This window comes from Amycolatopsis cihanbeyliensis (assembly GCF_006715045.1).
GTDB classification, from domain to species: domain Bacteria; phylum Actinomycetota; class Actinomycetes; order Mycobacteriales; family Pseudonocardiaceae; genus Amycolatopsis; species Amycolatopsis cihanbeyliensis.
Window position 1 is genome coordinate 1,299,869 of record NZ_VFML01000001.1, and the last position, 22,798, is coordinate 1,322,666.

A 22,798-nucleotide genomic window follows, 5' to 3' on the forward strand; every position below is an offset into this window, starting at 1 on the left:
TTACCTTGGATGTGTGAACGTCGAAGTAACACCGCTGCCGGGCATCGGCGTCCGCAAGGACTTCGCGATGGAGAACGGGCGGCGGATCGGTGTGGTCACCCACAAGGACGGCCAGATCGAGCTGATCCTCTCCAAATCGGACGATCCGGATGCCTGCATCGCCTCGCTGCCGCTGACCACGGAGGAAGCGGGGGCGCTCGCGAACCTGCTCGGCGCGCCCCAGCTGGTCGCGCAGCTGAACGAGGACCATCGGGAGTTCGCCGGGATTCACACCCGGCAGATCTCCATCAAGACCGGCTCGCCCTTCCACGGCCGCACCCTCGGGGACACCACGCTGCGCACCCGCACCGGTGTCTCGGTGGTCGCGGTCATGCGGGCCGGGCAGGTACAGCCCTCCCCCACTCCCGAGTTCACCTTCACCGGAGGGGACGTACTGGTCGCGGTCGGGACCTCGGACGGCCTGGACGAGGCCATCAAGATCCTCCGGCACGGCTGAGTGCCCGTGGACCACACCGCTTTCGCGCTGATCGAGCTCGGCGCCGTCTTCTTCGTGCTGGGCGTGCTGGGCAGGCTGGCAGGCAAGATCGGGATGTCGCCGATCCCGCTCTACCTGCTCGGCGGCCTTGCCTTCGGCACCGGTGGAGTACTGCCGCTCGGCGATATCGGCGGGTTCGCCCAGCTGGGCAGCGAGATCGGTGTGGTGCTGCTGCTGTTGCTGCTGGGGCTGGAGTACTCGGCGGCGGAGCTGGTCACCGGGCTGAAGCGGTCCTGGATGTCCGGGCTGATGGACATCGTGTTGAACGCCACACCTGGCGCCGTGGTGGCGCTGCTGCTCGGCTGGGGACCGGTCGGCGCCTTCGTGCTCGCCGGGGTCACCTACATCTCCTCCTCCGGCATCATCGCCAAGGTCCTCGGCGATCTCGGCAGGCTCGGTAACCGGGAGACCCCGGTGGTGCTGTCCATCCTGGTGTTCGAGGACCTGGTGATGGCGCTGTACCTGCCGATCCTGACCACGGTGCTGGCCGGGATCTCGTTCCTCGGCGGGCTGCAGGCCGTCGGCATCTCGCTGGCCGTGATCACCGTGGTGCTGGTGATCGCGTTGCGGTACGGCCGATATGTCTCGGCCGTGGTGGACAGCCCCGACCGTGAGGTGTTCCTGCTCAAGCTGCTCGGCGCGGCGCTACTGGTCGCCGGGCTGGCCTCGGCCATGCAGGTGTCCGCGGCGGTCGGCGCGTTCCTGCTGGGCATCGCCATCTCCGGGTCCACGGCGGAGAGCGCCACCCGCATCCTGGAACCCCTGCGCGACCTGTTCGCCGCGATGTTCTTCGTGGTGTTCGGGCTGAACACCGATCCGCGGTCGATCCCGCCGGTACTGGTGTGGGCGATCGTGCTGGCGCTCAGCACCGCGCTGACCAAGGTCGCGACCGGTTGGTGGGCCGCGCGCAGGCAGGGCATCGGCAGGCTGGGCCGCGCCCGCGCCGGGGCATCACTGGTGGCCCGCGGCGAGTTCTCGATCATCATCGCCGGGCTGGCGGTCGCCGCGGGCGCGGTCGAGGGCCGGCTCGCCGCGCTGGCCACCGCCTACGTCCTGCTGATGGCCATCATCGGCCCGATCGCGGCCAGGATCGTGGAACCCCTCGCCCGCGCCGTGCAACGCACCCCGGCCGCCGCCCCCGCCTAACCGTGTTTGCCGCTCCCGTACGTGAGTGAGTCAAGTTGTGGGTGGGGCGTCGTTGCCCCAAGCTGCATCTCTGCTGGTCAATGTCCTGGATCAGGGCGTCTCGGCTCGGTTGGGTTATCGCTCCCGCCGATGTCGGTCGGTTCGGGGCGTTGGTTGCGCAGGCGCATCGCAGGTGTTTCGTCGAGCTTGAGTAGTTCGACGGCCACACGGTTGATCTCGGCGCCGTTGGCAACGGAGTGCAGAAGGCCGTTGTAGAAGAGGTCCCAGATGCGCCGGTCGCGTTGGAGGTCGCCGACTTGCCGGTCGGCGCCGCGCCCGTCGAGGTCCTCGAACCGGAGGTGGAGCATGCCGCCCGCGAAGTAGCCCTCGATGCGGCTGAGTTCGTAGAGCTTGAGGTGGTTGGATCGGGCGCGGCGCTGGTACCAGCGCCGGTTGTAGTCCCACTTGATCCAGTCCGTACCCACGGATGTCGTCTGATAAGAGAAGGGGTTGGACGCCAGGTAGGCGAAGACAAGGACTATCACCCAGATCTGCCAGTACCCCAGGTATCCGAGGTCACCACGGAGCAAGGCAATCAGTACGGCGCCGCCTGCCATGATCGCTAGTGCGACTAGGAAGCCGTGGATGTTGGCGAGGCGGCTGTGGCGGTGCCAGGCGAGGACGGTGCCCATGCTCTCGGGTGGTTCTGGTTTGTGCGAAAGCTTGGTGGAGCGACCGGGGTCGTGTTCGGCGTTGACTCCCTTGTCGTTCTTGAAGCCGGGGGCGTGCGGGGGGAACGGCTTTCCGGTGTCGGGGTCCGGCCGTGGCGGTAGCTCGGGGAACTCGTACCAGGTACGACTGGGTTCTGGTTCGCGGTGTCGTCCTGCCATGGCGTTGCCTCTACTCCGGAACGAAGAAGTCTGCGACAGCTTGGCCACCGATGGCCCCGGCTATCCCGCCGACCGTGCCGACGACAAGTGTGCCCCACGGACCGATGGCAGAGCCCCACACGACCCCGGCAGCCGCCGCGGCACCGGCCGCTCCGAGCGCGCCACCGCCGATCGTCGCGGCCGAATCGGCGGCGGCCTTGCCCCAAGACTGCTCGCCGTTCACGGCGCCCATGGCTTCGTTGACCACGACTAGACCACTGCCTACATACGGCATACCCTTGAGGAGCTTCTGCGCGGCTTTGACCTCGGTTTTCACGTGTTGGCCGAGGTCGTCGATCTGGCTCTTTCCGGGGTATGCGGCGACGGCCTTGCGGGTGGCCTCGCCCTCGGTTTTGATCCAGAGGTCGAACTGGTTGGCGCGGGTGACGTGCTCGGCGGCGTTGGTGCGGGCCTTGGCGGCGGCTTCGTGGAGCCATTGCAGGGTGCGTTGATCGGGGTTGGCCAAGGTGCCGTTGGCGAACTTCTCGAAGGCGCTGGCCCGGGTCAAGGCGCGTTCGGCCTGGTACATGGCTGCCTGGCGACCCTTTTCCATGGTGCCGATGTAACTGATGGTGCGGGCGAGCGCGGTGGGGGTCAAATTGTGCATCTGGGTCAGCCCGGATTCGAGTTTGCCCATGGTGTCCCGCAAGGTGCGGTGGGCGTTCTCCTCCATGGTGCGGGCGGTGGCGACGATGGCCTTGCACTCGTTGTAGACGGCGACCTTGGCGTTGTACCCGTCGACCAGGGGTTTGCGCGCGGCCATCGCCTGCAAGGTTTCCTGCGAGATCGTTTGGGCCTGTCCGGGAGTACATGGTTCAAGGGGCAGCCCCGGTGCGGGAGGTGGCGCCACGGGGGCCTCGATGAAGGGGCCGTTGACGACGAGGCCACCACTGGTGGCCTTGTCTTTGGCGTCCATCATCTTCCGCTCGATGGCGTCCAGCGAGTCGGCGAAGTCGCGCAGTGCCCATTCGCATTCGAACGCGCGATCGGCGATGTTCGTGACGTCCGGATCGAGCCCCTGCGTGGCCTCGTGGAAGCTATCGTGCGCGGGTCCCTGCCAGGCTGCCTCGCCGGTGTTGAGCGCCGTGCGGCTGCTGGTGGCGGCTTGGTGGGCGCCGGAGTACAGCTTGGCCAGCCCGTCGGCCGCCTCAACGCAGGTACCCGAACTGCCGTTGACAGTGGTGTTCAGCGCGGTTGCCACAGTCGGTGGTCCTCCCCGAAACCCGAACGGCTAGTTGAGCGGGATGTTCTGCTCGGCGAACGACTTACCGTCGCCCCATGCCTCTCGTCGCTCTCTCCGCAGAGCGCCCTCGTGGTTGTTCTCGATCTGCTCATAGGCACCACTGGCGACGTGGACCTTTCCGGCGATGTCATCGAGCATGCGCGCGGCGGCGACAGCCGAGGTCATCAACGCTTGCATCGCGCGAGCAACATGCGTCGAGGACGCCCCGGCGTCCGGCGCTTCAGCGCCGGCAGTAGCCGCCTGATCGAGCAGTTCAGAACCCTGCCCGAGTTCGGCGACGATGCGCTGGAGCGCGCCGGGCTCGTAGCTGTAGCCACCATCAGGCATGGTCGTGTCCTTCCGTCTGGCTCGCGATGGAGCGGCTGGACCAATTGCGCACTGGCCCGGTGTGCCGGGAGCCTTCATCGAGGACCGGTTCGAACAGCACCCCGTGCGCCCCCGCCTGCTCGGCCACCTGGGCAAGGTCGTTTCGGTGGATGGCCACCCACGGCTGGTACCGGCCGCAGCGTTCCGCCAGCTGCTCCGGCGAGGTGTAGGCCAGCACCATCAGCCGACCGGCTGGGTCGGGCTGCAACTCTACGTGAACAGTCTGCTGTCCGACATGAACCGGACGGGAGGGTACATAGAGCAACGGATCCTCGCCATCGTACTCGGCGGGTTCGAGGTCGGGCTGCTCACGCACGTCGACATCGGGAGGCCGTGGACGATCCGGCAGCCACGCGTCCAGGATGACAAGGTTGTATCCGTGTTCGGCGCCGAGGCCCTGCAATCGTCGCGTGGTGGCGCGCGCCCACGGCTGGCTGGTGCCGCAGGCAGCGGCGAGGTTGGCCAGGCTGGTGTAGGCGATGGCGGCAGGACCACGCAGAGTCCGACACAGCTCCACGACATCGCCAGCCGAAACGGTCTCGGGCAGAGTCAGCACATACAACTCACCAGCGACATACTCAGGCAGATCGTCCAGCAACACGACCGGCTGAAATCCCGTCCGCTGACGCGCTGGCTCGTTCACTGCCAGCTCCCCTCCGCACGTCATGCGCCTTTACTCAGTGCCCCCGGGCGGTCACTGTACCGAACGAAGAGGTAGCGAGAACATGGTTCGCCAACAACAGGTGAGATGTCGGTCACTCGTTGAAGCCGGGGTGCTCTCCTGGAGGTGGTGGGTTACAGCCTGAGCAGCGTGACCACGAGGACGGTGGCTCGGCGTGCGCGACGTAAGCCAGCGCACCGCAGACCGTGATGACCACCGTGCGACCGTTGAATACGGACGCGAGCGGTTTATCGGGTACGCGGTGTATCAGTTGCTCATCGCGCAAACCCATTGCGGCAGTTCCGCCTACTGCGCGCACTGCGGCTACCTGCGGCCGAGTTTGGTCGCGCGGGTACGGCGTCGGCAGCGGGCCTGGCCGATCGGCCGAGCGGGCTGCCAGGCACGCAGTACATGGCGCACCGCTGGGTCCGGGCAGGTTCTCAAGCACTCCCGGCGGAAAGCGCGCACCACACAGAGCGGTCAGCATCGTGGGCAACGTCCCGTCCGATGGCAGCGGGATGAGGTGGGCCACTCGCTCGTTCTCCCTGCGTGCGTGTTCCCGCAGCAAGCGGCCGTAAATGATCGTCATGGTTGCCCCCCGACGTAGCGCGAGACGCCGCGCTGTATACCCGGTGCCGACGGCTTCAGCAGGACATGCTCGGCACTGTGGCTCCCATTCCCCGGAAACGGATTAGAAGCGGGGCGGTCACCTTCATGGCGCGATGGGTAGGACTGGTGCACGGCGGCCCCGCCGGATGTCGGGGGCCTCGCGGCAGGGCCGCCGTGGTCTGGCCCTGCCCGATCCGCTCGGGGGACAGCTTGATCGCCAACGGATCGAACAGGGTGCTTCGTGAACAGCCGTCGCAGCAGACACGGCTTACGGTGACGACGACGCCGGACACCGAGGCGGGTATCAACGTTCCGCAGGGTCCTGCGCGCATCCACGTACAGCACGCAGCGATGGCAGCGAGGTCCTGGCGGTGTTACCAACGGCACAGGCGGCACCTCGTCACCGCACACCGCCACTGGATCGCCGCCCGCGTGGCGGGCCTCGCTCACCTGCTCGTCGGTAACCGCATGGTCGCTGCCATCGGCGCCGCTGCGGAACCAGGTAATGAACAGCCGGTCGGCCTCGATACTCATCTCTCACCTCTGGTACTCCGGCGTGCATCGGCGATACGGCGCCGGATCGTTAGGCGCTCGGGTCATAAGCCAGATGTGGGACGCAACGGCGTGGCATGGCCGGGTTGGCCCGCACGACCGGAAGGCGCTGGGCACGCCCCGGCCGTGCGGGCCAACTTGGGGCGCAAGGTCAACCGGGCACACCGGCTGACGCTCGCCTGCGCCCTGGGGATCACGCGACGTCCCGGAGCGCACGGTGCCGCCACGTGATGCCCACGTGCCGCGCGGAGAGGACCGGACGCAACACGTCGGCGAAAGTCGATTGCGACACGCGCGTCATGGACTCGCGTTGTCTTCGTGTTGGTGCGCTGGCCGCCGTACGGCGCGGAGTGGGTACGACCTGTACAGGGAGTCTCCCCGCACGACCTAAGCTTGCATCCATGAAATGGAAACTACAACATAGGATCCTACAAACCAAGTACGCCGAATGGGTACCCTGCTGTAGCTCAGCCCATGCGGGATACTGTCGGTTGGCTTCGATCGAGAGAGGGACGCTGACATGGCCACTACTCCCACAGTCCGGCGCCTGCTCCTGGGCCATGAGCTACGACGGTTGCGGGAAGCCGCAGACAAAGCACCTGCCGACGCGGCCAAGTTGCTGGATTGCGCAGCGACGAAGATCAGCCGTATGGAACTGGGGCAGAGCCCGATCGGCGTCGGCGACCTGAAGATGCTCCTGGAGTTCTACGATGTCGACCCAGATCGCACAGCGTCGATGCTGGAACTTGGGCGCAACACCAAGGCCCGGGGTCGCTGGAGCGGCCATCGCGCCTTCTTCCCCGAATGGTTCCGGACGTACTTCGACCTGGAGCAGGACGCTTCCGACATCAAGCGAACCGAGGCCGAGGTCGTGCCGGGACTGCTCCAGACTGACGACTACGTGCGCGCGATGTACGACGTCCACAACTACGAACAGGCCGAGATCGAAGACCGGCTGAAAGCGCGACAGGAGCGTCGGGCGATCCTGACCAGGCCAAACCCGCCAATGGCGAGCTTCATCTTGTCCGAATCATGCCTACGGCGGGTTGTGGGCAACGCAAGCGTGATGCGAGGCCAGCTACATCACCTGATCGACATCGGCCGGTCACGGAACGTGCATATTCAAGTGCTGCCGTTCGACGCGCAGACTTCGATGGCGGGTTACCTCTTCTACGGCTTCATCATGCTGACCATCGAATCCCCTGGTAATGCCCCAGCGCTGGAGTTCGTCTACGTCGAAGACCTGGACGATGCGCGCTACCTCGACGGTGATAATGAGAAGAAGCCCTACGTGAATCTCTGGGGCCGACTGCAAGCCGCCGCTCTGGGCCCGGTCGAGTCACGCAAGCTCATCCGGAAGGTGGCGGAGCAGTCTACGTGACTGACCGGAGAGGACGCAGCTGATGTCAAGGTCGGATTTCACCAGCGTGTGCTGGACCAAAAGTAGCTACAGCCAGGGCAACGGAGAGTGCATCGAGCTAGCCAGAGCTACCGACAAGATCGGTGTCCGTGACTCCAAACTCGGCGACGCCAGCCCAGTTCTGACGTTTACCCCCGTTGCGATCACGGCGCTCTTCGATGCACTGCGAGAGACGCCAACCATCTGACGATGGTGGCCACGGTGGGAAGTGACGGTCGGGATCCTTCCCACCGTGGCCCTGCTGTCTCGCTGGAGCAATTGACCGAAGTGCAGGGATGAGCGCACTCTTCGTAGGTCTTCTTCAGCCTCAAGGCAGGTGCTGTGCTGCTTCGGATCGGAGTCGTTCCAGCGCGTGGTCACCCCGACCCTGAGTCTCGACCGAACCCGGACCAGTCAGAAGCACCGGTGCCTGATCGTGACCGAGGTCGAGGAGTACGAGGTGAACCGCTGGTTGAGCTCGTCCTCGTGCTCGACCCCGATCGACCGCACCGTGGCAGGCAGGTCGTGTGCGCGCAGCCGCACCCCGAGGCTCCGCTCCCCGCCAGCCTGAACGGTCGCACCCACGGCCGCCGGATAGCCGTCCAGCACCGACGGATCGGCCGCACCGTTGGGCGGGGGCATGGTGATGCTTCCGTCGCGCGGATCCGGCGGCGGGATCGGGATCAGCACGGCCTCCGCGAGCTCCATCGACTCGGCCCCGGACAGCGAGACGTCCGTGATCACCACCGGCTCACGTCCGGCGTTCTCGACGTGGACGCCGACCATCGCGCCGTTGCCGGGTCCGGGCGGAGTGCACAGCTGGTTCGTGCCGGTGTCCGCCGTCCGGCCGTCGGTCAGGAGTGGCCCGGCGCGCAGCACACCGGCGCAGGCGGTGGTGGCGAGCAACCCCACGGCTACCAGGACCAGGGAAACGGAGCGAACCAGCACCGGCGCCACGGTAGCCGAGATCCGGCCGCTACAGATCCACGGCGCGGTAGAGGGAACCCACCTCGGCACGGGTGAGCGGGCGCAGCGTGCCCGGTTTCGCGCTGCCGAGTTGGACCTCCCCGACGGCGGTGCGCACCAGCTTGCGCACCGGGTGGCCGACCTCGGCCAGCAGCCGCCGCACGATGTGCTTGCGGCCCTCGTGCAGCACGATCTCCACCAGGGTACGGCCGGGGCGGGTGTCCTTGACCCGGAACTCGTCGGCCCGCACCGGACCGTCCTCCAGCTCGACGCCCGCGCGCAACCGCTTGCCCAGGCCACGCGGCACCGACCCCTCGACCTCGGCGAGGTAGGTCTTGAGCACGCGGAAGGATGGGTGCATCAAGCGGTGCGCCAGGTCGCCGTCGTTGGTGAGCAGCAGCAGGCCCTCGGTATCCGCGTCCAGCCTGCCCACGTGGAACAGCCGCTCGGCACGGTTCCGGACGTAGTCGCCGACACAGGGCCGCCCCTGCTCGTCGGTCATCGTGCTGTGCACGCCGCGCGGCTTGTTCAGGGCGAGGTACACCTGGTCCGCGCGCAGGACCACCCTGGTCCCGTCCACGTGGAGCACGGCGCTGTCCGGGTCGATCCGCCTGCCGCGCTCGCGGACGACCTCCCCGTCCACACTCACCCTGCCCTGCGCGATCAGGTCCTCGGCGGCCCGCCGGGACGCCACCCCGGCTCGCGCGAGAACCTTCTGCAGGCGCACGCCTTCCGGCTGGTCAGAGGTCATCGATGGAGTCCACTTCGGGTAGCAGAGGAGCGATGGGCGGCAACTCGCTCAGCGAGGAGAGGCCCAGCCGCTCGAGGAACAGCTCGGTGGTCACGTACAGCGTGCCGCCGGTCTCGGAGTCGGTGCCGGTCTCCTCGATGAGCCCGCGCGCCAGCAGGGTGCGGATCACCCCGTCCACGTTGACCCCGCGTACGGCGGCCACCCTGGCCCGGGTCACCGGCTGCCGGTAGGCGACGACGGCGAGGGTCTCCAGCGCCGCACGGGTCAGCTTGGACCGCTGCCCGTCCAGCAGGAACTTCTCCACGTAGGGCGCATAGGTGTCGCGGGTGTAGAACCGCCAGCCATCGGCGACCCGGCGCAGGTCGATACCGCTGCCGCGCTCGGTGAACCGGGTGGCCATGGCGCCCAACGCCTCGGTGACCCGCCGTACCTCCTGTTCCAGCGCCTCGGCCAGCGACTCCTCGGTCGCGGGCGAGTCGACCACCAGCAGCAAGGTCTCCAAGGCCGCTTCCAGCGCCGAGTCCTCGGTGAGGTCCGGCAGCGAGCCACCCGCCGACACGGCCACCGGCTCGTCCCCGGCACCGTCGCCCTCGACGTCCTCGGCGCCGTCGGCCGCCCCGGTCTCGGGCTCGGTCTCGGTCTCGGGCTCGGTCTCGGGCTCGGGCTCCGGCTCCGGCTCCGGCTCCGGCTCCGGCTCCGGCTCCGGAGCGTCCACGTCCAGGTCGATCACCGGCTCGTCGGCCCGTGGCACCTCCGGCTCGCCCGTCGGCGCATCCGGCTCGCTCACCCGTACTCCTCTTCCTCTGCTCGGGTCCGGTCGTGCTCGGCCACGGCGGTGGCTTCCTCCACCGAGCCGCCGGTCCAGCGGACGTGCAGCTCGGTGAGGGCATCCACCTGCTCGAAGGCCACCGTGGCCTCGCGGTACAGCTCGAGCAGGGCCAGGAACCGCGCCACGACCTCCATCGTGTGCTCGCAGTCGGACACCAGCTCGCGGAAGGTCGACCGGCCCTCGGCGGCCAGCCGCACCCGCAGCACGGCCGCATGCTCCCGGACCGACACCCTGCCCGCGTGCAGGTGGTCCAGCGACACCGTGGGCGGCGGCTTCGGCCGGAACACCGACAGCGCCACCTCGGCGAACCGGTTCGGGTCCACGCCGAGCATGACCTCCGGCAGCAGACCCACGTAGCGCTCCTCCATCGACACCGAACGCGGGTACCGCCGCAGCGCACCCGCCTCGAGCTCGCCGAACAGCGCGGCCACCTGCTTGTACGCACGGTACTGCAGCACCCGGGCGAACAGCAGGTCACGGGCCTCCAGCAGGGCGAGGTCGTCCTCGTCCTCCACCTCGGCCGAGGGCAGCAGCCGCGCCGCCTTGAGGTCGAGCAGGGTCGCGGCGATCACCAGGAACTCGGTGGTCTCGTCCAGGTCCCACCCGGCGCCGAGCGCATGCGTGTAGGCGATGAAGTCGTCGGTCACCTGATGCAGGGCGACCTCGGTGACATCGAGCTGATGCTGCGAGATCAGCTGCAGCAACAGGTCGAAGGGGCCCTCGAAGTTCGCCAGCCGCACCTTGAACCGGGATGACGAACTCTCTTCTGGCACCGCGGTCTCCGGCACCTCCGGCGCCGGTTCAGGCTGGGGCTCCCGCGTCGAGGGCGGCTCCCCACTGCTCATCAGCCCGTTGCTTCCTCTGCTTCCTCGACCTCGGCCTCGATCCCGCCGCCGCGCAACCGCCGGACCAGCACCGAGTCGTCCCCGTGCTCGTCGAAGTCGGCCAGCAGCACGGCCACCGCCTCGCGCACGATCCGGCCCCGGTCGACGGCCAGGTCGTGGGCGGCCCGCAGGTTCAGCCGAGCCTGCTCCATGGCCAGCAGTTCATCGCCCGAGACGTACACGGTGATCTTGGCGTCGTGTTTCTGCCGCCCGGAACCGCGCCGCACCGACCCGCCACGGCTGAGCCTGCGCTCACCCCCGTTGCCGGCGCCGCTGCCGTCCCCGTTGCCATGGGAACCGGCGTTACCGTCACTCTCACCGCTGTCCACAGTGGATGACGAGTGGGGCGCGGGTTGGTCGAGGGCCGGACTGCTGGTCCTGCGGAACAACTCGGACGCACCGGGCAGGGAAGCGCGCCTGCTCACCGGGCGATCACCTCACGAGCCAGGGTACGGTAGGCCGTCGCGCCCGCGGACCTTGGTGCCCACCGGGTGATCGGTTCCCCGGCCACCGTGGTCTCCGGGAAGCGCACGGTGCGGTTGATCACCGTGTCGAACACGATGTCGCCGAATGCCTCCACCACGCGTGCCATGACCTCCTTCGAATGCAGGGTCCTCGGATCGAACATGGTGGCGAGAATTCCGGTGATGTCCAGCTTGGGGTTGAGCCGCTCGCGCACCTTCTCGATCGTGTCGATCAACAATGCCACACCGCGTAGGCTGAAGAACTCGCACTCCAGCGGGATGATCACACCGTCGGACGCGGTCAACGCGTTGACGGTGAGCAACCCCAGTGACGGCTGGCAGTCGACGAGAACATAGTCGTAGGAGTCCATCACCGGGCGAAGCACCCTCAGCAACGTGTGCTCCCGACCCACCTCAGCCACCAGCTGCACCTCGGCCGCGGAGAGGTCGATGTTACTCGGCAGCAGATCGACGTTGCCGACCGAGGTCGGTCGGATCACGCCGGAGACGTCCACCGACCGTTCCATGATCACGTTGTAGACGGTTTGTTCCAGCTCATGCGGCTGGATGCCCAGACCGACCGAGAGCGCGCCCTGCGGATCGAAGTCGACCAGCAGCACCCGCCGGCCGTACTCGGCGAGCGCGGCGCCGAGATTGATGGTCGAGGTGGTCTTACCGACTCCGCCCTTCTGGTTGCACATGGCCATTACCCGGGCGGGACCATGTTCGTCCAGCATCGGGGGCTCGGGAATCTCGCGCACCGGACGACCGGTGGGCCCGAGCTTCGGCCCCCCGTCCTTGGTCGCGTTGTTGTCCCTGTTCGCCCGCGGTGGCACGTTCGACTCCTCCTGATCGCCGCCGGTTTCGGTCGCGATGCTCAACTGGCTAAGGCTGGCCGCGGCCTGCCGTGCCGATCGATCGGAAGTCGACATCGGGCGGAAGCTCCTCGTTCGGCCTTCACTCTTGCCGAAATGTTCAACTGACCAGCGCAGCCTATGTGGGCAGGTCGCGAACCGGCAAAGCGGCTCGCCGGGCACGACGTGGTGTTTTCGCCCCCGTACGGGCGAATGTCACTCAGCCGAGTGCCCTCGGATGGGCGGTCGCATAGACCTCGCGAAGCGTATTGACGGTCACCAGGGTGTAGACCTGGGTCGTGGTCACCGAGGCGTGCCCGAGCAACTCCTGCACCACCCGCACATCCGCGCCGCCCTCGAGCAGGTGGGTGGCGAAGGAGTGACGAAGCGTGTGCGGGGACACCGCCGTCGAGATCCCGGCACGTTCGGCGCTGGTCTTGAGCACCTGCCAGGCGCTTTGCCTGGACAACCGCCCGCCGCGCGCGTTGAGGAACACCGCGGGGGTGCCGCGCCCGCGCCTGGCCAGCGCCGGCCGCGCCCGCACCAGGTAGGCGTGCAACGCGTCCACCGCGGGCTTGCCGACCGGCACCAGGCGTTGCTTACCGCCCTTGCCGTCCAGCCGGACCGTGCGTTCCTCGTCGTCGATGTCGTCCAGGTCGAGGCCGACCGCCTCGGAGATCCGCGCACCGGTGGAATACAGCAGTTCGAGCAGGGCGCGGTCGCGCAGCGGCCGCTCCCCCTCCCCCGGTGGCGTGTCCAGCAGCCGCAGCACCTCGTGCACCGGCAGGGCCTTCGGCAGGCGCTTGGCGGTGGTGGGCGGGCGGACATCACGCGCGGGATCGTGCTCGGTGATGCCGTCGGCCTGCGCGAACCGGTGCAGGCCCCGCACCGCGACCAGTGCCCTGGCCGCGGAGGAGGCGGCCAGCGGCGGGTGGTCCTCGCCGCCCTCGCGCAGCGCCACCCCGAACCCGGTGATCTCCGCCGCGCTCACCTCCACGATGTCCCCGATTCCCGCCTGCTCGAGGAAGGCGCAGTACCGGCGTAGGTCGCGCGCGTAGCTGTCCAGCGTGTTGCGCGCGGTGCCCCGCTCCACCATCAGATGGTCGAGGTATGCCGCGATCACCTTGGTCACCGCGGTGCCGGTCGCGTGGGCCACGCGCACACTCTAGGCATTCCGGAGCCGCTGTGGGGCGCACGACGACGCGCTAACGTGGAGGCATGCAGTCGCTGCCCGGGCCGGACGCCATCCGTGTCGGTACCGCCGAACGCGAGGAGACCGTGCGGGTCCTCGGCGATCACTTCGCGCAGGGACGCCTGGCCGTCGAGGAGTACGAGGAGCGGGTCGACACCGCGCTGCGGGCCGGCGTCCGGGCGGACCTGCGGCAACTCGTGGACGACCTGCCCGAGCCGCAGCCTGCCTTCCTGCTGCCGCCCGCACCACCGGCTCCGCCCGGCCCGCCCGCCCCGCGGCCGGCCGCGGAACCTGCGCTCGTGTCGGAGAAGTCCAGGGTGGTCGCCGGGGTCCTGCAACTCGTGCTGCCCTTCGGCACCGGCCGGTTCTACACCGGGCACATCGGGATCGCGGTGGCCCAACTCCTGCTCGTCCTGGTCGGCGTCGGGGTGATCTGGTCGATGATCGACGGGGTACTGCTGCTGGTGAACGGCGGCACCGACGCGCAGGGCAGGCAGCTCGAAGCCTGACCCGGCCGACCAGGCGAGGAATCGCATTACCGGTGTCTTAAACTGCGGCGCGGGGGCTCCATGCCAGCGCCGAAAAGGGGACGCGCCAGCGTGGCACAAACGGCTGAAGTACCGATTTCCGCCCGGACCGACGCGGCGGCTTCCGCCCCGCCCAGCAGGCCGAAGGCACACTGGTCGCTCCTCGGCGCCCTCGGCGCCATCCTGACCGGAACGGCTCTCATCGCCGTGCACGCGGCGTTCTACGGCCACTGGATCATGGACGACGCGGCGATCACGTTCGCCTACTCGCGCAATCTCGCCGAGGGCCACGGCGCGGTCCTGCAGCCGGGCGCCGAGCCGGTCGAGGGCTTTTCCAACCCGGCCTGGATGCTGCTGCTGGCGCTCGGGAAACTGGTCGGCCTCTTCGACACCGGCATGCTGTTCGGCGTCCCCGACTACGTGCTGTTCCCGAAGGGGCTCGCCCTGCTCTGCTGCGCGGGCATCCTGACCCTGATCTATTTCGCGGCGAGGACCGTGAGCCCGCGCCCGCGGCTGATCACCCTCGCGGCGGGCGCCGGGCTGGCCGCCATTCCCTCGTTCGTCATCTGGTGCTTCTCCGGTTTGGAGAACTCGCTCTACGCGCTGTGCGTGGTCGGCATCGCCACCTCATGCTGCGCGCGATCCACGCGGGCAGGCTGACCGCACCGGCCGTCGCCGCCGGAGCCGGCGCACTCGCCGCGGTCGCGGCGCTCACCAGGCCGGACGGGCTCATCTACGCGGCCGCCTTCCCGATCGTGGTGGCTCTGTTCACCCGGCGGCACACCATCCGGGCCGGGATCCGGGCGGTCCTCGAAACGAACGGTTCGAGCGGGACTACGCGCAGATCTACCACGCCGAGCACACCGGTAGCCGAACCTTCGACTCCTACAACTACGTCGGTTACTGGGTACGCAGGGACGTGCTGCCCAGCGAGGCGAAGCTGGCCGAGTTGCGGGCGTGCGCCCGCCAGCGGGTGGAACCGATCCTCGCGGAGAACAGGACCGCCGCGCTGCGCGCCTGCGGGCCGACGTTGCGACCCGGCCAGACCTCCTGACCCGACCTCAGCCGCCCTGGCGGCGGCGAGCGGCGAAGGCGGTCGGCCGGTCCCGCCACGGGGCGTCCGCGGGCCGGGCCGGCGCGTCCCCGCACAGCACCGCGTGCGCGGCCAGCACGCCGCCGACCGTCGCCCCGTTCACCAGCTCACCGGCCAGGGCCATCCGCACCGCCTCCGGCAACGGCACCTTGCGGATGACCAGGTCGGCCTCTTCCTCGCCGAGCACGTCCCGGTGTACCTCGGCCAACTCCCTGGCGAGGTACACCCGCACCACCTCATCGGTGAAACCGGGCGAGGCGGCCACGTCCACCAGGGTCGCCCACTCGCCGGCGGCCAGCCCGGTCTCCTCGGCGAGTTCCCTGGCCGCCGCGTCCACCGGCTCCTCGCCGTCCTGGTCGATCAGCCCGGCAGGCAGTTCCCACAGGCGGTGGCCGAGCGGGTGCCGGTACTGGTGGATCAGGGTGACCGCGCCCTCGCCGTCGACGGCCGCGATCGCCACCGCGCCGAGGTGTTCGACCACCTCCCTGCGCGCGGTGGCACCGCCCGGCATGACCACGTCGTCGATCCGCAGGCCGATCACCCGTCCGATATGGATGTCCGTCGTGGACTCCACGTGGAACTCGTGCGTGCCCGGCTCGCCGCCGCCGGTCATCGTGCCACCGCGGGGGTCTCCGGCAGCTCCACCGGGAGCCGATCCGCCGTGCGGTAGGCCACGACCGCGCGGACGAAGGCGTCGAACAGCGGGTGCGGGCGGGTGGGCCTGCTCTTCAGCTCCGGGTGGGCCTGCGTGCCGACGAAGAACGGGTGCCGGTCCTTGGCCAGCTCGACGAACTCGACCAGCCGGTCGTCCGGCGAGGTGCCGGAGAACACCAGACCGGCCTCGCCGAGCCGCTTGCGGTAGGCGTTGTTCACCTCGTACCGGTGCCGGTGCCGTTCGGATGCCTCCGTGCCGCCGTAGGCCCGCGCCACCTGGGAACCGGGGGTCAGCTTGGCCGGGTAGGCGCCCAGCCGCATGGTGCCGCCCATGTCCCGCTCGCCGGCGACCACATCGCGTTGATCATCCATCGTCGAGATGACGGGGTGCGGGCTGCCCTCCTCGAACTCGGCGGAGTTCGCACCGGTGAGCCCGGCAAGGTTGCGCGCGACGTCGATCACCATGCACTGCAGGCCGAGGCACAGCCCCAGCACCGGGATGCCCTTCGTCCTGGCGAAGGTGATCGCACCGACCTTTCCTTCGATGCCGCGCACCCCGAAGCCGCCGGGAACCAGCACTCCATCCACATCGGATAGTGCGGCCGCGGCGCCCGCGGGCGTCATGGCGTCGTCGGAGGCCACCCAGACGATCTCCACCTTGGCCCGGTGCGCGAACCCTCCCGACCGCAGCGCCTCGGTCACCGAGAGGTAGGCGTCCGGGAGATCGATGTACTTGCCCACCACGGCGACGCGCACGGTCTCGGCCGGGTTGTGCACCCGGTTCAGCAGGTCGCCCCAGATCGTCCAGTCCACATCCCGGAACGGGAGGCCGAGGCGACGCACCACGTACGCGTCCAGCGCCTCACCGTGCAGCACCTTGGGAATGTCGTAGATCGACGGCGCGTCCGGGCAGGCGATCACCGCCTCGGTGTCCACATCGCACATCAACCCGATCTTGCGTTTCATGTCGTCGGGTAGGTCGCGGTCGGCCCGGCAGACCAGGGCGTCGGGCTGGATACCGATGTTGCGCAGCGCGGCGACCGAGTGCTGGGTGGGCTTGGTCTTGAGCTCACCGGAGGGCGCGAGGTACGGGACCAGCGAGACGTGCAGGAAGAAGCAGCTGTCCCGGCCGACATCGTGCCGCACCTGGCGGCAGGCCTCGAGGAACGGCAGTGACTCGATGTCACCGACCGTGCCGCCGACCTCGGTGAGCACCACGTCCGGCCGCAGGCCCGTTCCGTCCGAGTCGGCGACCGCCATGATCCGTGACTTGATCTCGTCGGTGATGTGCGGGATCACCTGCACGGTGTCCCCGAGGTACTCACCACGCCGTTCCTTGGCGATCACCTCGGAGTACACCTGGCCGGTGGTCACGTTGGCCGAGCCGCTCAGGTTGCGGTCGAGGAAACGCTCGTAGTGACCGATATCGAGATCGGTCTCCGCGCCGTCCTCGGTGACGAAGACCTCGCCGTGCTGGAACGGGTTCATCGTGCCCGGGTCGACGTTGAGGTACGGGTCGAGCTTCTGCATCGTGACGCGAAGGCCACGCGCGGTAAGAAGCTGCCCGAGGCTGGAGGCCGTGAGGCCCTTGCCAAGAGAGGAGGCGACGCCCCCGGTGACGAATACGTACTTGGTTGTCCGCGGCTGAAGTCCCACGGGCTTCCACCTTATCGCACCTGGCGAGCTTCGCTCGCCTACCCTCACTCAAGTACACAGATGGTGTCCACGACCGACCGAAAGAAGTGACCCGGTGCCCGAGCACGCCACCCGCGAAGATGTCTGGACAGCCCCGGTCGCACCGGGCCCGGTGGACGCGACGATCCGCGTCCCCGGCTCGAAGTCGATCACCAACCGGGCCTACGTGCTGGCCGCGCTGTCCGCGGGCCAGACCCTGGTCCGGCAGCCCCTGGACTCCAGGGACACCCGGCTCATGCTGGGCGCGCTCGCCGAGCTGGGCGCCGAACACGAGCGGACCCCGGAGGGGGTGCTGGTGCACCCCCTCACCCCGGGTGACGGTGCGAGCGTCCAGGTGGAGCTGGGCAACGCGGGTACGGTGGCTCGGTTCACCCCCGCGCTGGCCACGCTCGGTACCCGGACGGTGCGGTTCGACGGCGACCCGGCGATCCGCAGGCGGCCGGTGTCCCCGCTGCTGTCCGCGCTCTCCGCGCTGGGTGCGGTCATCGAGGACGAGGGCCGCGGGGCGCCGCCGTTCACCGTGCAGGGCGGGGGCAGGCTCGGCGGTGGCACGGTGGAGCTCGACTCCACCGCCTCCAGCCAGTTCCTCTCCGCGTTGCTGCTCGCCGCGCCGGCCTTCGACGGGGGGGCTACCGTGCGCCTCGTCGGCGGAGCCCCACCGAGCGAGCCACACATCGCGATGACCATGGACATGCTCCGCCGCTTCGGTGCGGACCCGAGCCGGGAGGGGAGCGAGTTCCACGTCCCGCACGCGGACCTACGCCGCACGGACTTCACGGTGGAACCCGACCTTTCCACCGCGGCCCCTTTCGTGCTGGCGCCGCTGGTCACCGGCGGCACCGTGCGCATCGCCGGGTGGCCGGAGCACACCACGCAGCCGGGCGACTGGTTGCGGAGCCTGGTGCGCGAACTCGGCGGGCGTGCCGAGCTGGACGACCACGGGCTCACCGTCACCGGTGACGGCCGGCTGCGTGGGACCCGGCTCGACCTGCACGAGGTGGGCGAGCTGACCCCGGTGATCGCGGCGCTGCTGTGCTTCGCCGACGGACCCTCGGTGATCGCCGGTGTGGCGCACCTGCGCGGGCACGAGACCGACCGGCTCGCCGCCCTGGCCACCGAGCTGTCCGCGCTCGGCGCCGAGGTGACCGACACGGCCGACGGGCTGCGGATCACTCCGGCGCCGCTGCACGGCGGCGTCTTCCACACCTACGACGACCACCGGCTGGTGATGGCGGGCGCGGTGCTGGGCCTGCGGGTCACCGGGCTTCAGGTGGAGAACCCGGCGACCGTCGGCAAGACCTTCCCCGGTTTCGTGGACGCCTGGCAGGAGTTGCTCGGCTGAGCGCCGCGGCTCAGCTGCCTTCCCGTTCGACGCCGGGTGCCGGGCTCTGCGCGTTGCCCGCCGTTCCGTACCGCCCGGAACCGCCCTCCAACTGCTCGCGCAACGCGAGAATCGTCCCGATCCGGCCCGCCGCCGAGTCCACATTGTCCACTGTGGACATGATCGAGGTGGTCGCCGTATCCGCTCGGGCGACGCCGATGGCGCCGCTGCCCTCGGCCGAACCCGCGTTACCTGCCAGCACGGTCCCCGCGCCGGAGCGGTCCAGCTGGGTCGCGAACCTGGCCAGGGTGGTGGCCCGGTCGCCGGCACCGTCACCGGTGGCCTTGCCGCCGGTGAGCACCACCGCCAGCTGGGCAGGCTGCACCCCCTCGGCAGGCTTGATCAGCCCGCCGTCGGCGAGCCCGCTCAGCGCCGCGGCCCGCTCGTCCGGCGAGGACTGCGGCTCCGCCGAGTCCTTGTTCAGCAGCAGCACCGATCCGAGCAGCGCCCCGCCGAGCGTGCCGGGGTCGCCCGCGGTGGGGAACTGCACGCCCGCGGGCTGCAGCCGGGTCGAGACCTGGCGCAGCTGGTCGGCCTTGTCCGGATCGGCGAACGCCTCGGTGAGCTGGACCTCGCCGGTGACGCCCGCCCCGGACTGCTCGATCAGCTGCTTGATCGTGTCGCGGTCGGCGGGGGTCGCGTCCTCGGTGGTCACCAGCACCACGGACCGCTTGTCCAGCAGCCCGGACACCACCTTGGAGCCCACCGACCCGGCGAAGGCGTCGGCATCGGCGAGTTGGGCATTCAACGCGTTGCGCTCGGCCTCCAGGTCCGCCACCCGGTTCGCGAGGTCGTTCTTCTCCCCGGCAAGGCCGGACAGCAACGACCCGTTCAGCGCCGTGGAGCCGAGCACCACGCCGACGGCGAGCGCGAGGAAGACCGCCGCGATGGAAACGATGTGGTACCGCAGAGAAATCACGTGAACAGCCCCTCGACCCAGTTGACGAACGAATTCCAGGACTCCCTGACGACGTCCAGGTAGACCGAGCCGACGTCGGAGACCAGCAACGCGGCGAACACCACGACGAGCGCGGCCACCACGAGGAACACGATGGCGCCCATCGCCACCCTGCTGCGGTGCAGCGTGGCAACCGCCTTGCCGTCGACCAGTCTGGTGCCGAGCTTGAGCCGAGTGAGGAAGGTCGACGGGTTGGAACCGGACCGGCCGTGGTCGAGGAACTCCTGCAGGGTCGCCTGGAACCCGACAGTGACCACCAGGCTCGCGTCGTGCGCGTCCGCGAGCAGCAGTGCGAGGTCCTCGGCGTTGCCGGAGGCGGGGAAGGTCACCGCGCCGATGCCGAGATCCTGGATGCGCTCGACGCCCGGCGCGTGCCCGTCCGGCTGGGCAGGCACCACCACCTCACCACCGGACTTGAGCGTCTCCGCCTGGATGCCGAGCGGATCGCCGACGATGACATCCGGGTCGTAACCGTGCGCGCGCAGGGTGTCCGCCCCCGCGTCCACCCCGATCAGCACCGGGCGGTGCTCGGCGATGTACTTCTTCAGCAGGCGCAGGTCCTCGGCGTGACCGTTGCCGGGCGCGACCACGAGGACGTGCTGATCGCGCAGCGGCACCCGCAACTCCGGCACGCCGACCCCGTCCAGGATCAGGGTGCGCTCCCGGCGCAGGAACTCGATGGTGTTCGCGGAGAAGGCCTCGAGCTGGGTCGACATGCCCGCCTTGGCCTCGATCATCTGGTCCGCGACGCTTTCCGGGGTCTGCTCGACACCCGACCCGACCTTGCGGTCACCGAGGTAGACAGCGCCTTCGTGCACCCGCACCTTGCTGCCGTCCTTGACGGTGCGCAGCAACTCCCCACCGACCCCGTCGATCAGGGTAATTCCCGCGCCGACCAGAATCTCCGGCCCGAGGTTCGGGAACCGTCCGGATATCGAGGGCGACGCGTTCAACACGACCGCGACCTCGGCACTGACCAGCGCGTCGGCCGTGGACCGGTCAAGGTCGACCTGGTCGAGCAGCACGATGTCACCAGGACCCACCCGGCGCAGGAGCTCCCTGGTGCGCCGACCGACCCGCGCGACCCCGGTGATCCCGGGCAGGGTTTCATCGTTCCGCGAGAGCAAGCCGGTGAGCTTCATGGAACCGATAGTGACAAATGTGCACGTCCGGACGTGCTCGCCACGCCGTGAGGGTTGTGCACAATTCGGCCGGCAGGGCCCCCGGAGCTCGGTCGAGCTACGTTCCGTTCTTCGCCTTGCCGTTCTTTTTCTTCGATCCGCGTCCCTGACTCGGCCGCTTTTCGGCCGCCGCGCTGGCTTTGTCCGCTTCGGCGGCGGCCAGCAGTTCCTCGGCGTGCGCCCTTCCGGTCTCGGTACTGTCCATTCCGGCCAGCATCCTGGCCAGTTCCAGCACCCGCTCGGACTGCTGGAGCACCGTGACCCCACTCCGGGTGACCCCGCCCGAGGTGCCCTTGTCGACGACGAGGTGCTGGTCGGCGAACGCGGCGACCTGAGGCAGGTGGGTGACCACCAGCACCTGGTGGCTGCGCGCCAGCTTCGCCAGCCGCCTGCCGATCTCCACCGCGGCCCGGCCGCCGACGCCCGCGTCGACCTCGTCGAACACCAGGGTCGGCACGGTGTCGGCGTGCGCGAGCACCACCTCGATGGCGAGCATGACGCGGGAGAGCTCACCACCGGAAGCCGCCTTGTGCACCGGCAGCGCGGGCGCGCCGGAATGCGCGCGCAGCAGCAGCTCGACCTCGTCCACCCCGTCCTGGCCCGCGTGCAGCATCTCCTCGCCGACCCGCAGGGCATGCGGGTCGTTCGCCTCGGCGGCACGGTTGCGCACGGTGACCTCGATCTCAGCCTGCCCCATGGCCAGGCCGGAGAGCTCGGCGGTGATGGCGGTCGCCAGCTCGGCCGCGGCCGTCGCCCGCTCGCGGGACAGCCTGCCGGCATGCCCGGCGAGTTGCTCGGCCAGCTCGTCCCGCCGCGCGGCCAGCTCGGCGAGGGCCTCATCGGAGACATCCATTGTGGACAACCGGCGCCGGGCGTCCTCCGCCCAGGCGAGCACACCGTCCACATCGGCCGCGTACTTGCGGGTGAGCCGCTTCAGCTCGGCCTGGCGGGCCAGCACCTGCTCCAGCCGCTCCGGGTCGGCGTCCAGGCTCTCCAGGTAGCCGCCGAGCTCGGCACCGACGTCGGAGAGCAGCACGGCGGCCTCGGCCAACCGGGGCTCCAGCGCCCGCAGCACCGAGTCCTCCGTCCCGCCGAGCCTGCGCTGGGCGTCGGCGAGCAGGCCCAGTGCGTTGGGGACGTCCGGGTCACCGTCCGCGGCGCCCGCGACGGCTGCCTGCGCGCTGCCCGCGGCCGCACGCAGCTCGTCCACCGCGGCCAGCCGCTTGATCTCCTCGGTGAGCGCGTCGTCCTCCCCCGCCGCGGGGTCGACAGCCTCGATCTCGGTGAGGCCGTGGCGCAACAGGTCCGCCTGCTGGGCCAGTTCGCGGGAGCGGCTGGAGCGTTCGGTGAGCTCGGCCACCACGCCGATCCACTCCTCGCGCACCCGGTGATACTCGGCGAGCGGTTCGGCCACCGCTTCGCCGGCGAAGCGGTCGATGACCGCACGCTGCTCGGCGGGCCGCGTCAGCCGGAGCTGATCGTTCTGCCCGTGCACGGCGAGCAGCTGCTCGGACAGGTCCGACAACACGCCGACCGGGACGGAGCGGCCGCCGAGGTGGGCACGGGAACGCCCGTCGGAACCGACCGACCGCAACGCGATCACGCTGCCGTCCTCGTCGATGTCGGCACCGGCACCGGTGATCAGCTGCCGGGCCTGCTCGTTTTCGATCCCGGCGAACCGGCCCTCGACGCTGGCCTTGGTCGACCCGGTGCGCACCTTGGATGCCTCGGAACGGCCACCGGAGAGCAGGTGCAGCCCGGTGACCACCATGGTCTTGCCCGCGCCGGTCTCCCCGGTGACCACGGTGAACCCCGGGTGCAGTTCAAGCAGGGCCTCCTCGATGACCCCGAGGCCCTGGATGCGCATCTCGGCAAGCACGGCACCACCGTAGTCGCTCGCACCGACGGCAGGAATCGGCCGTCTGTTACGAGTGGCCCGTTCCGTGAACT

23 protein-coding genes and 1 pseudogene are annotated in these 22,798 nt (G+C 69.3%); 8 read left to right on the plus strand and 16 right to left on the minus strand.

Annotated elements, in window-relative coordinates; genetic code table 11:
- Window positions 1–13 precede the first annotated feature (13 nt).
- Both FB471_RS05535 and FB471_RS05540 read left to right on the plus strand, forming a co-directional pair.
- The gene (locus FB471_RS05535; RefSeq protein WP_170220711.1) at window positions 14–496 is read left to right on the plus strand and encodes a cation:proton antiporter regulatory subunit; all 483 of its coding nucleotides are present in this window, start codon (window positions 14–16) and stop codon (window positions 494–496) included.
- Between the two features lie 6 nt (window positions 497–502).
- Window positions 503–1,681, plus strand: a complete 1,179-nt coding sequence (locus FB471_RS05540) for a cation:proton antiporter (RefSeq protein WP_141996244.1) — start codon at window positions 503–505, stop codon at window positions 1,679–1,681.
- Between the two features lie 77 nt (window positions 1,682–1,758).
- Here the strand turns inward: FB471_RS05540 and FB471_RS05545 are convergent, their stop codons facing one another.
- The 4 genes from FB471_RS05545 to FB471_RS05560 are packed head-to-tail and all read right to left on the minus strand — an operon-like array spanning window position 1,759 to window position 4,841.
- The gene (locus FB471_RS05545) at window positions 1,759–2,550 is read right to left on the minus strand and encodes a hypothetical protein (RefSeq protein WP_141996245.1); all 792 of its coding nucleotides are present in this window, start codon (window positions 2,548–2,550) and stop codon (window positions 1,759–1,761) included.
- Window positions 2,551–2,560: 10 nt separating this feature from the next.
- Entirely contained in the window at window positions 2,561–3,790 is a 1,230-nt protein-coding gene (locus FB471_RS05550) for a WXG100 family type VII secretion target (RefSeq protein WP_141996246.1), read from the minus strand.
- A 30-nt stretch (window positions 3,791–3,820) separates the two neighbouring features.
- Window positions 3,821–4,159, minus strand: coding sequence for a hypothetical protein (locus tag FB471_RS05555; protein ID WP_141996247.1), 339 nt, complete (start codon window positions 4,157–4,159; stop codon window positions 3,821–3,823).
- A complete protein-coding gene (locus FB471_RS05560) occupies window positions 4,152–4,841 on the minus strand; it encodes an SAV_915 family protein (protein WP_170220713.1) in 690 nt (229 codons plus the stop codon). Before FB471_RS05560 ends, FB471_RS05555 begins: the two co-directional genes overlap by 8 nt.
- 1,699 nt (window positions 4,842–6,540) lie before the next feature.
- On the opposite strand from FB471_RS05560, the gene FB471_RS05570 reads away from it, so the two are divergent.
- Window positions 6,541–7,401: a helix-turn-helix domain-containing protein gene (locus tag FB471_RS05570; RefSeq protein WP_141996249.1), complete on the plus strand. Its 861-nt coding sequence runs from the start codon at window positions 6,541–6,543 to the stop codon at window positions 7,399–7,401.
- 22 nt (window positions 7,402–7,423) lie between these two features.
- The gene (locus FB471_RS05575) at window positions 7,424–7,627 is read left to right on the plus strand and encodes a DUF397 domain-containing protein (RefSeq protein WP_211357954.1); all 204 of its coding nucleotides are present in this window, start codon (window positions 7,424–7,426) and stop codon (window positions 7,625–7,627) included.
- Between the two features lie 206 nt (window positions 7,628–7,833).
- Here the strand turns inward: FB471_RS05575 and FB471_RS05580 are convergent, their stop codons facing one another.
- The 7 genes from FB471_RS05580 to xerD all read right to left on the minus strand — a co-directional run bounded on the left by FB471_RS05580 (window position 7,834) and on the right by xerD (window position 13,290).
- Window positions 7,834–8,367, minus strand: coding sequence for a hypothetical protein (locus FB471_RS05580; protein ID WP_141996250.1), 534 nt, complete (start codon window positions 8,365–8,367; stop codon window positions 7,834–7,836).
- Window positions 8,368–8,395: 28 nt separating this feature from the next.
- Window positions 8,396–9,136, minus strand: a complete 741-nt coding sequence (locus tag FB471_RS05585; RefSeq protein WP_141996251.1) for a pseudouridine synthase — start codon at window positions 9,134–9,136, stop codon at window positions 8,396–8,398.
- Window positions 9,126–9,923: an SMC-Scp complex subunit ScpB gene (gene scpB, locus FB471_RS05590; protein ID WP_141996252.1), complete on the minus strand. Its 798-nt coding sequence runs from the start codon at window positions 9,921–9,923 to the stop codon at window positions 9,126–9,128. Before scpB ends, FB471_RS05585 begins: the two co-directional genes overlap by 11 nt.
- Window positions 9,920–10,810: a segregation and condensation protein A gene (locus FB471_RS05595; RefSeq protein WP_141996253.1), complete on the minus strand. Its 891-nt coding sequence runs from the start codon at window positions 10,808–10,810 to the stop codon at window positions 9,920–9,922. Before FB471_RS05595 ends, scpB begins: the two co-directional genes overlap by 4 nt.
- A complete protein-coding gene (locus FB471_RS05600) occupies window positions 10,810–11,274 on the minus strand; it encodes a cobyrinic acid a,c-diamide synthase (RefSeq protein ID WP_141996254.1) in 465 nt (154 codons plus the stop codon). Before FB471_RS05600 ends, FB471_RS05595 begins: the two co-directional genes overlap by 1 nt.
- On the minus strand, window positions 11,271–12,245 hold the full coding sequence (locus FB471_RS05605) for a ParA family protein (protein ID WP_141996255.1): 975 nt from the start codon (window positions 12,243–12,245) through the stop codon (window positions 11,271–11,273). The genes FB471_RS05600 and FB471_RS05605 overlap by 4 nt, the downstream gene beginning before the upstream one ends.
- A 142-nt stretch (window positions 12,246–12,387) precedes the next feature.
- Window positions 12,388–13,290: a site-specific tyrosine recombinase XerD gene (xerD, locus tag FB471_RS05610; protein ID WP_142001609.1), complete on the minus strand. Its 903-nt coding sequence runs from the start codon at window positions 13,288–13,290 to the stop codon at window positions 12,388–12,390.
- 95 nt (window positions 13,291–13,385) lie between these two features.
- Between xerD and FB471_RS05615 the strand changes: the two genes are divergently transcribed.
- The 3 genes and pseudogenes from FB471_RS05615 to FB471_RS35455 all read left to right on the plus strand — a co-directional run bounded on the left by FB471_RS05615 (window position 13,386) and on the right by FB471_RS35455 (window position 14,940).
- The gene (locus FB471_RS05615) at window positions 13,386–13,868 is read left to right on the plus strand and encodes a DUF1707 SHOCT-like domain-containing protein (protein ID WP_141996256.1); all 483 of its coding nucleotides are present in this window, start codon (window positions 13,386–13,388) and stop codon (window positions 13,866–13,868) included.
- A 60-nt stretch (window positions 13,869–13,928) separates the two neighbouring features.
- Window positions 13,929–14,698: pseudogene (locus FB471_RS05620) on the plus strand (hypothetical protein); the annotation flags it as partial.
- 107 nt (window positions 14,699–14,805) lie between these two features.
- Entirely contained in the window at window positions 14,806–14,940 is a 135-nt protein-coding gene (locus FB471_RS35455; RefSeq protein WP_281287447.1) for a hypothetical protein, read from the plus strand.
- A gap of 7 nt (window positions 14,941–14,947) precedes the next feature.
- Here FB471_RS35455 and FB471_RS05625 read toward each other — a convergent pair whose 3' ends face one another.
- Window positions 14,948–15,592 (minus strand): NUDIX domain-containing protein, encoded by a 645-nt coding sequence (locus tag FB471_RS05625; RefSeq protein WP_141996258.1) that lies wholly within the window; start codon window positions 15,590–15,592, stop codon window positions 14,948–14,950.
- A complete protein-coding gene (locus FB471_RS05630) occupies window positions 15,589–17,289 on the minus strand; it encodes a CTP synthase (RefSeq protein ID WP_141996259.1) in 1,701 nt (566 codons plus the stop codon). Before FB471_RS05630 ends, FB471_RS05625 begins: the two co-directional genes overlap by 4 nt.
- Window positions 17,290–17,383: 94 nt before the next feature.
- On the opposite strand from FB471_RS05630, the gene aroA reads away from it, so the two are divergent.
- Window positions 17,384–18,670 (plus strand): 3-phosphoshikimate 1-carboxyvinyltransferase, encoded by a 1,287-nt coding sequence (aroA, locus tag FB471_RS05635; protein WP_141996260.1) that lies wholly within the window; start codon window positions 17,384–17,386, stop codon window positions 18,668–18,670.
- 10 nt (window positions 18,671–18,680) lie between these two features.
- Here the strand turns inward: aroA and FB471_RS05640 are convergent, their stop codons facing one another.
- The 3 genes from FB471_RS05640 to recN form a co-directional block, all read right to left on the minus strand.
- A complete protein-coding gene (locus tag FB471_RS05640) occupies window positions 18,681–19,628 on the minus strand; it encodes a copper transporter (RefSeq protein ID WP_141996261.1) in 948 nt (315 codons plus the stop codon).
- Window positions 19,625–20,809, minus strand: a complete 1,185-nt coding sequence (gene steA / locus FB471_RS05645; RefSeq protein WP_141996262.1) for a putative cytokinetic ring protein SteA — start codon at window positions 20,807–20,809, stop codon at window positions 19,625–19,627. The genes FB471_RS05640 and steA overlap by 4 nt, the downstream gene beginning before the upstream one ends.
- 97 nt (window positions 20,810–20,906) lie before the next feature.
- The gene (recN, locus tag FB471_RS05650) at window positions 20,907–22,727 is read right to left on the minus strand and encodes a DNA repair protein RecN (RefSeq protein WP_211357955.1); all 1,821 of its coding nucleotides are present in this window, start codon (window positions 22,725–22,727) and stop codon (window positions 20,907–20,909) included.
- Window positions 22,728–22,798: the final 71 nt, after the last annotated feature.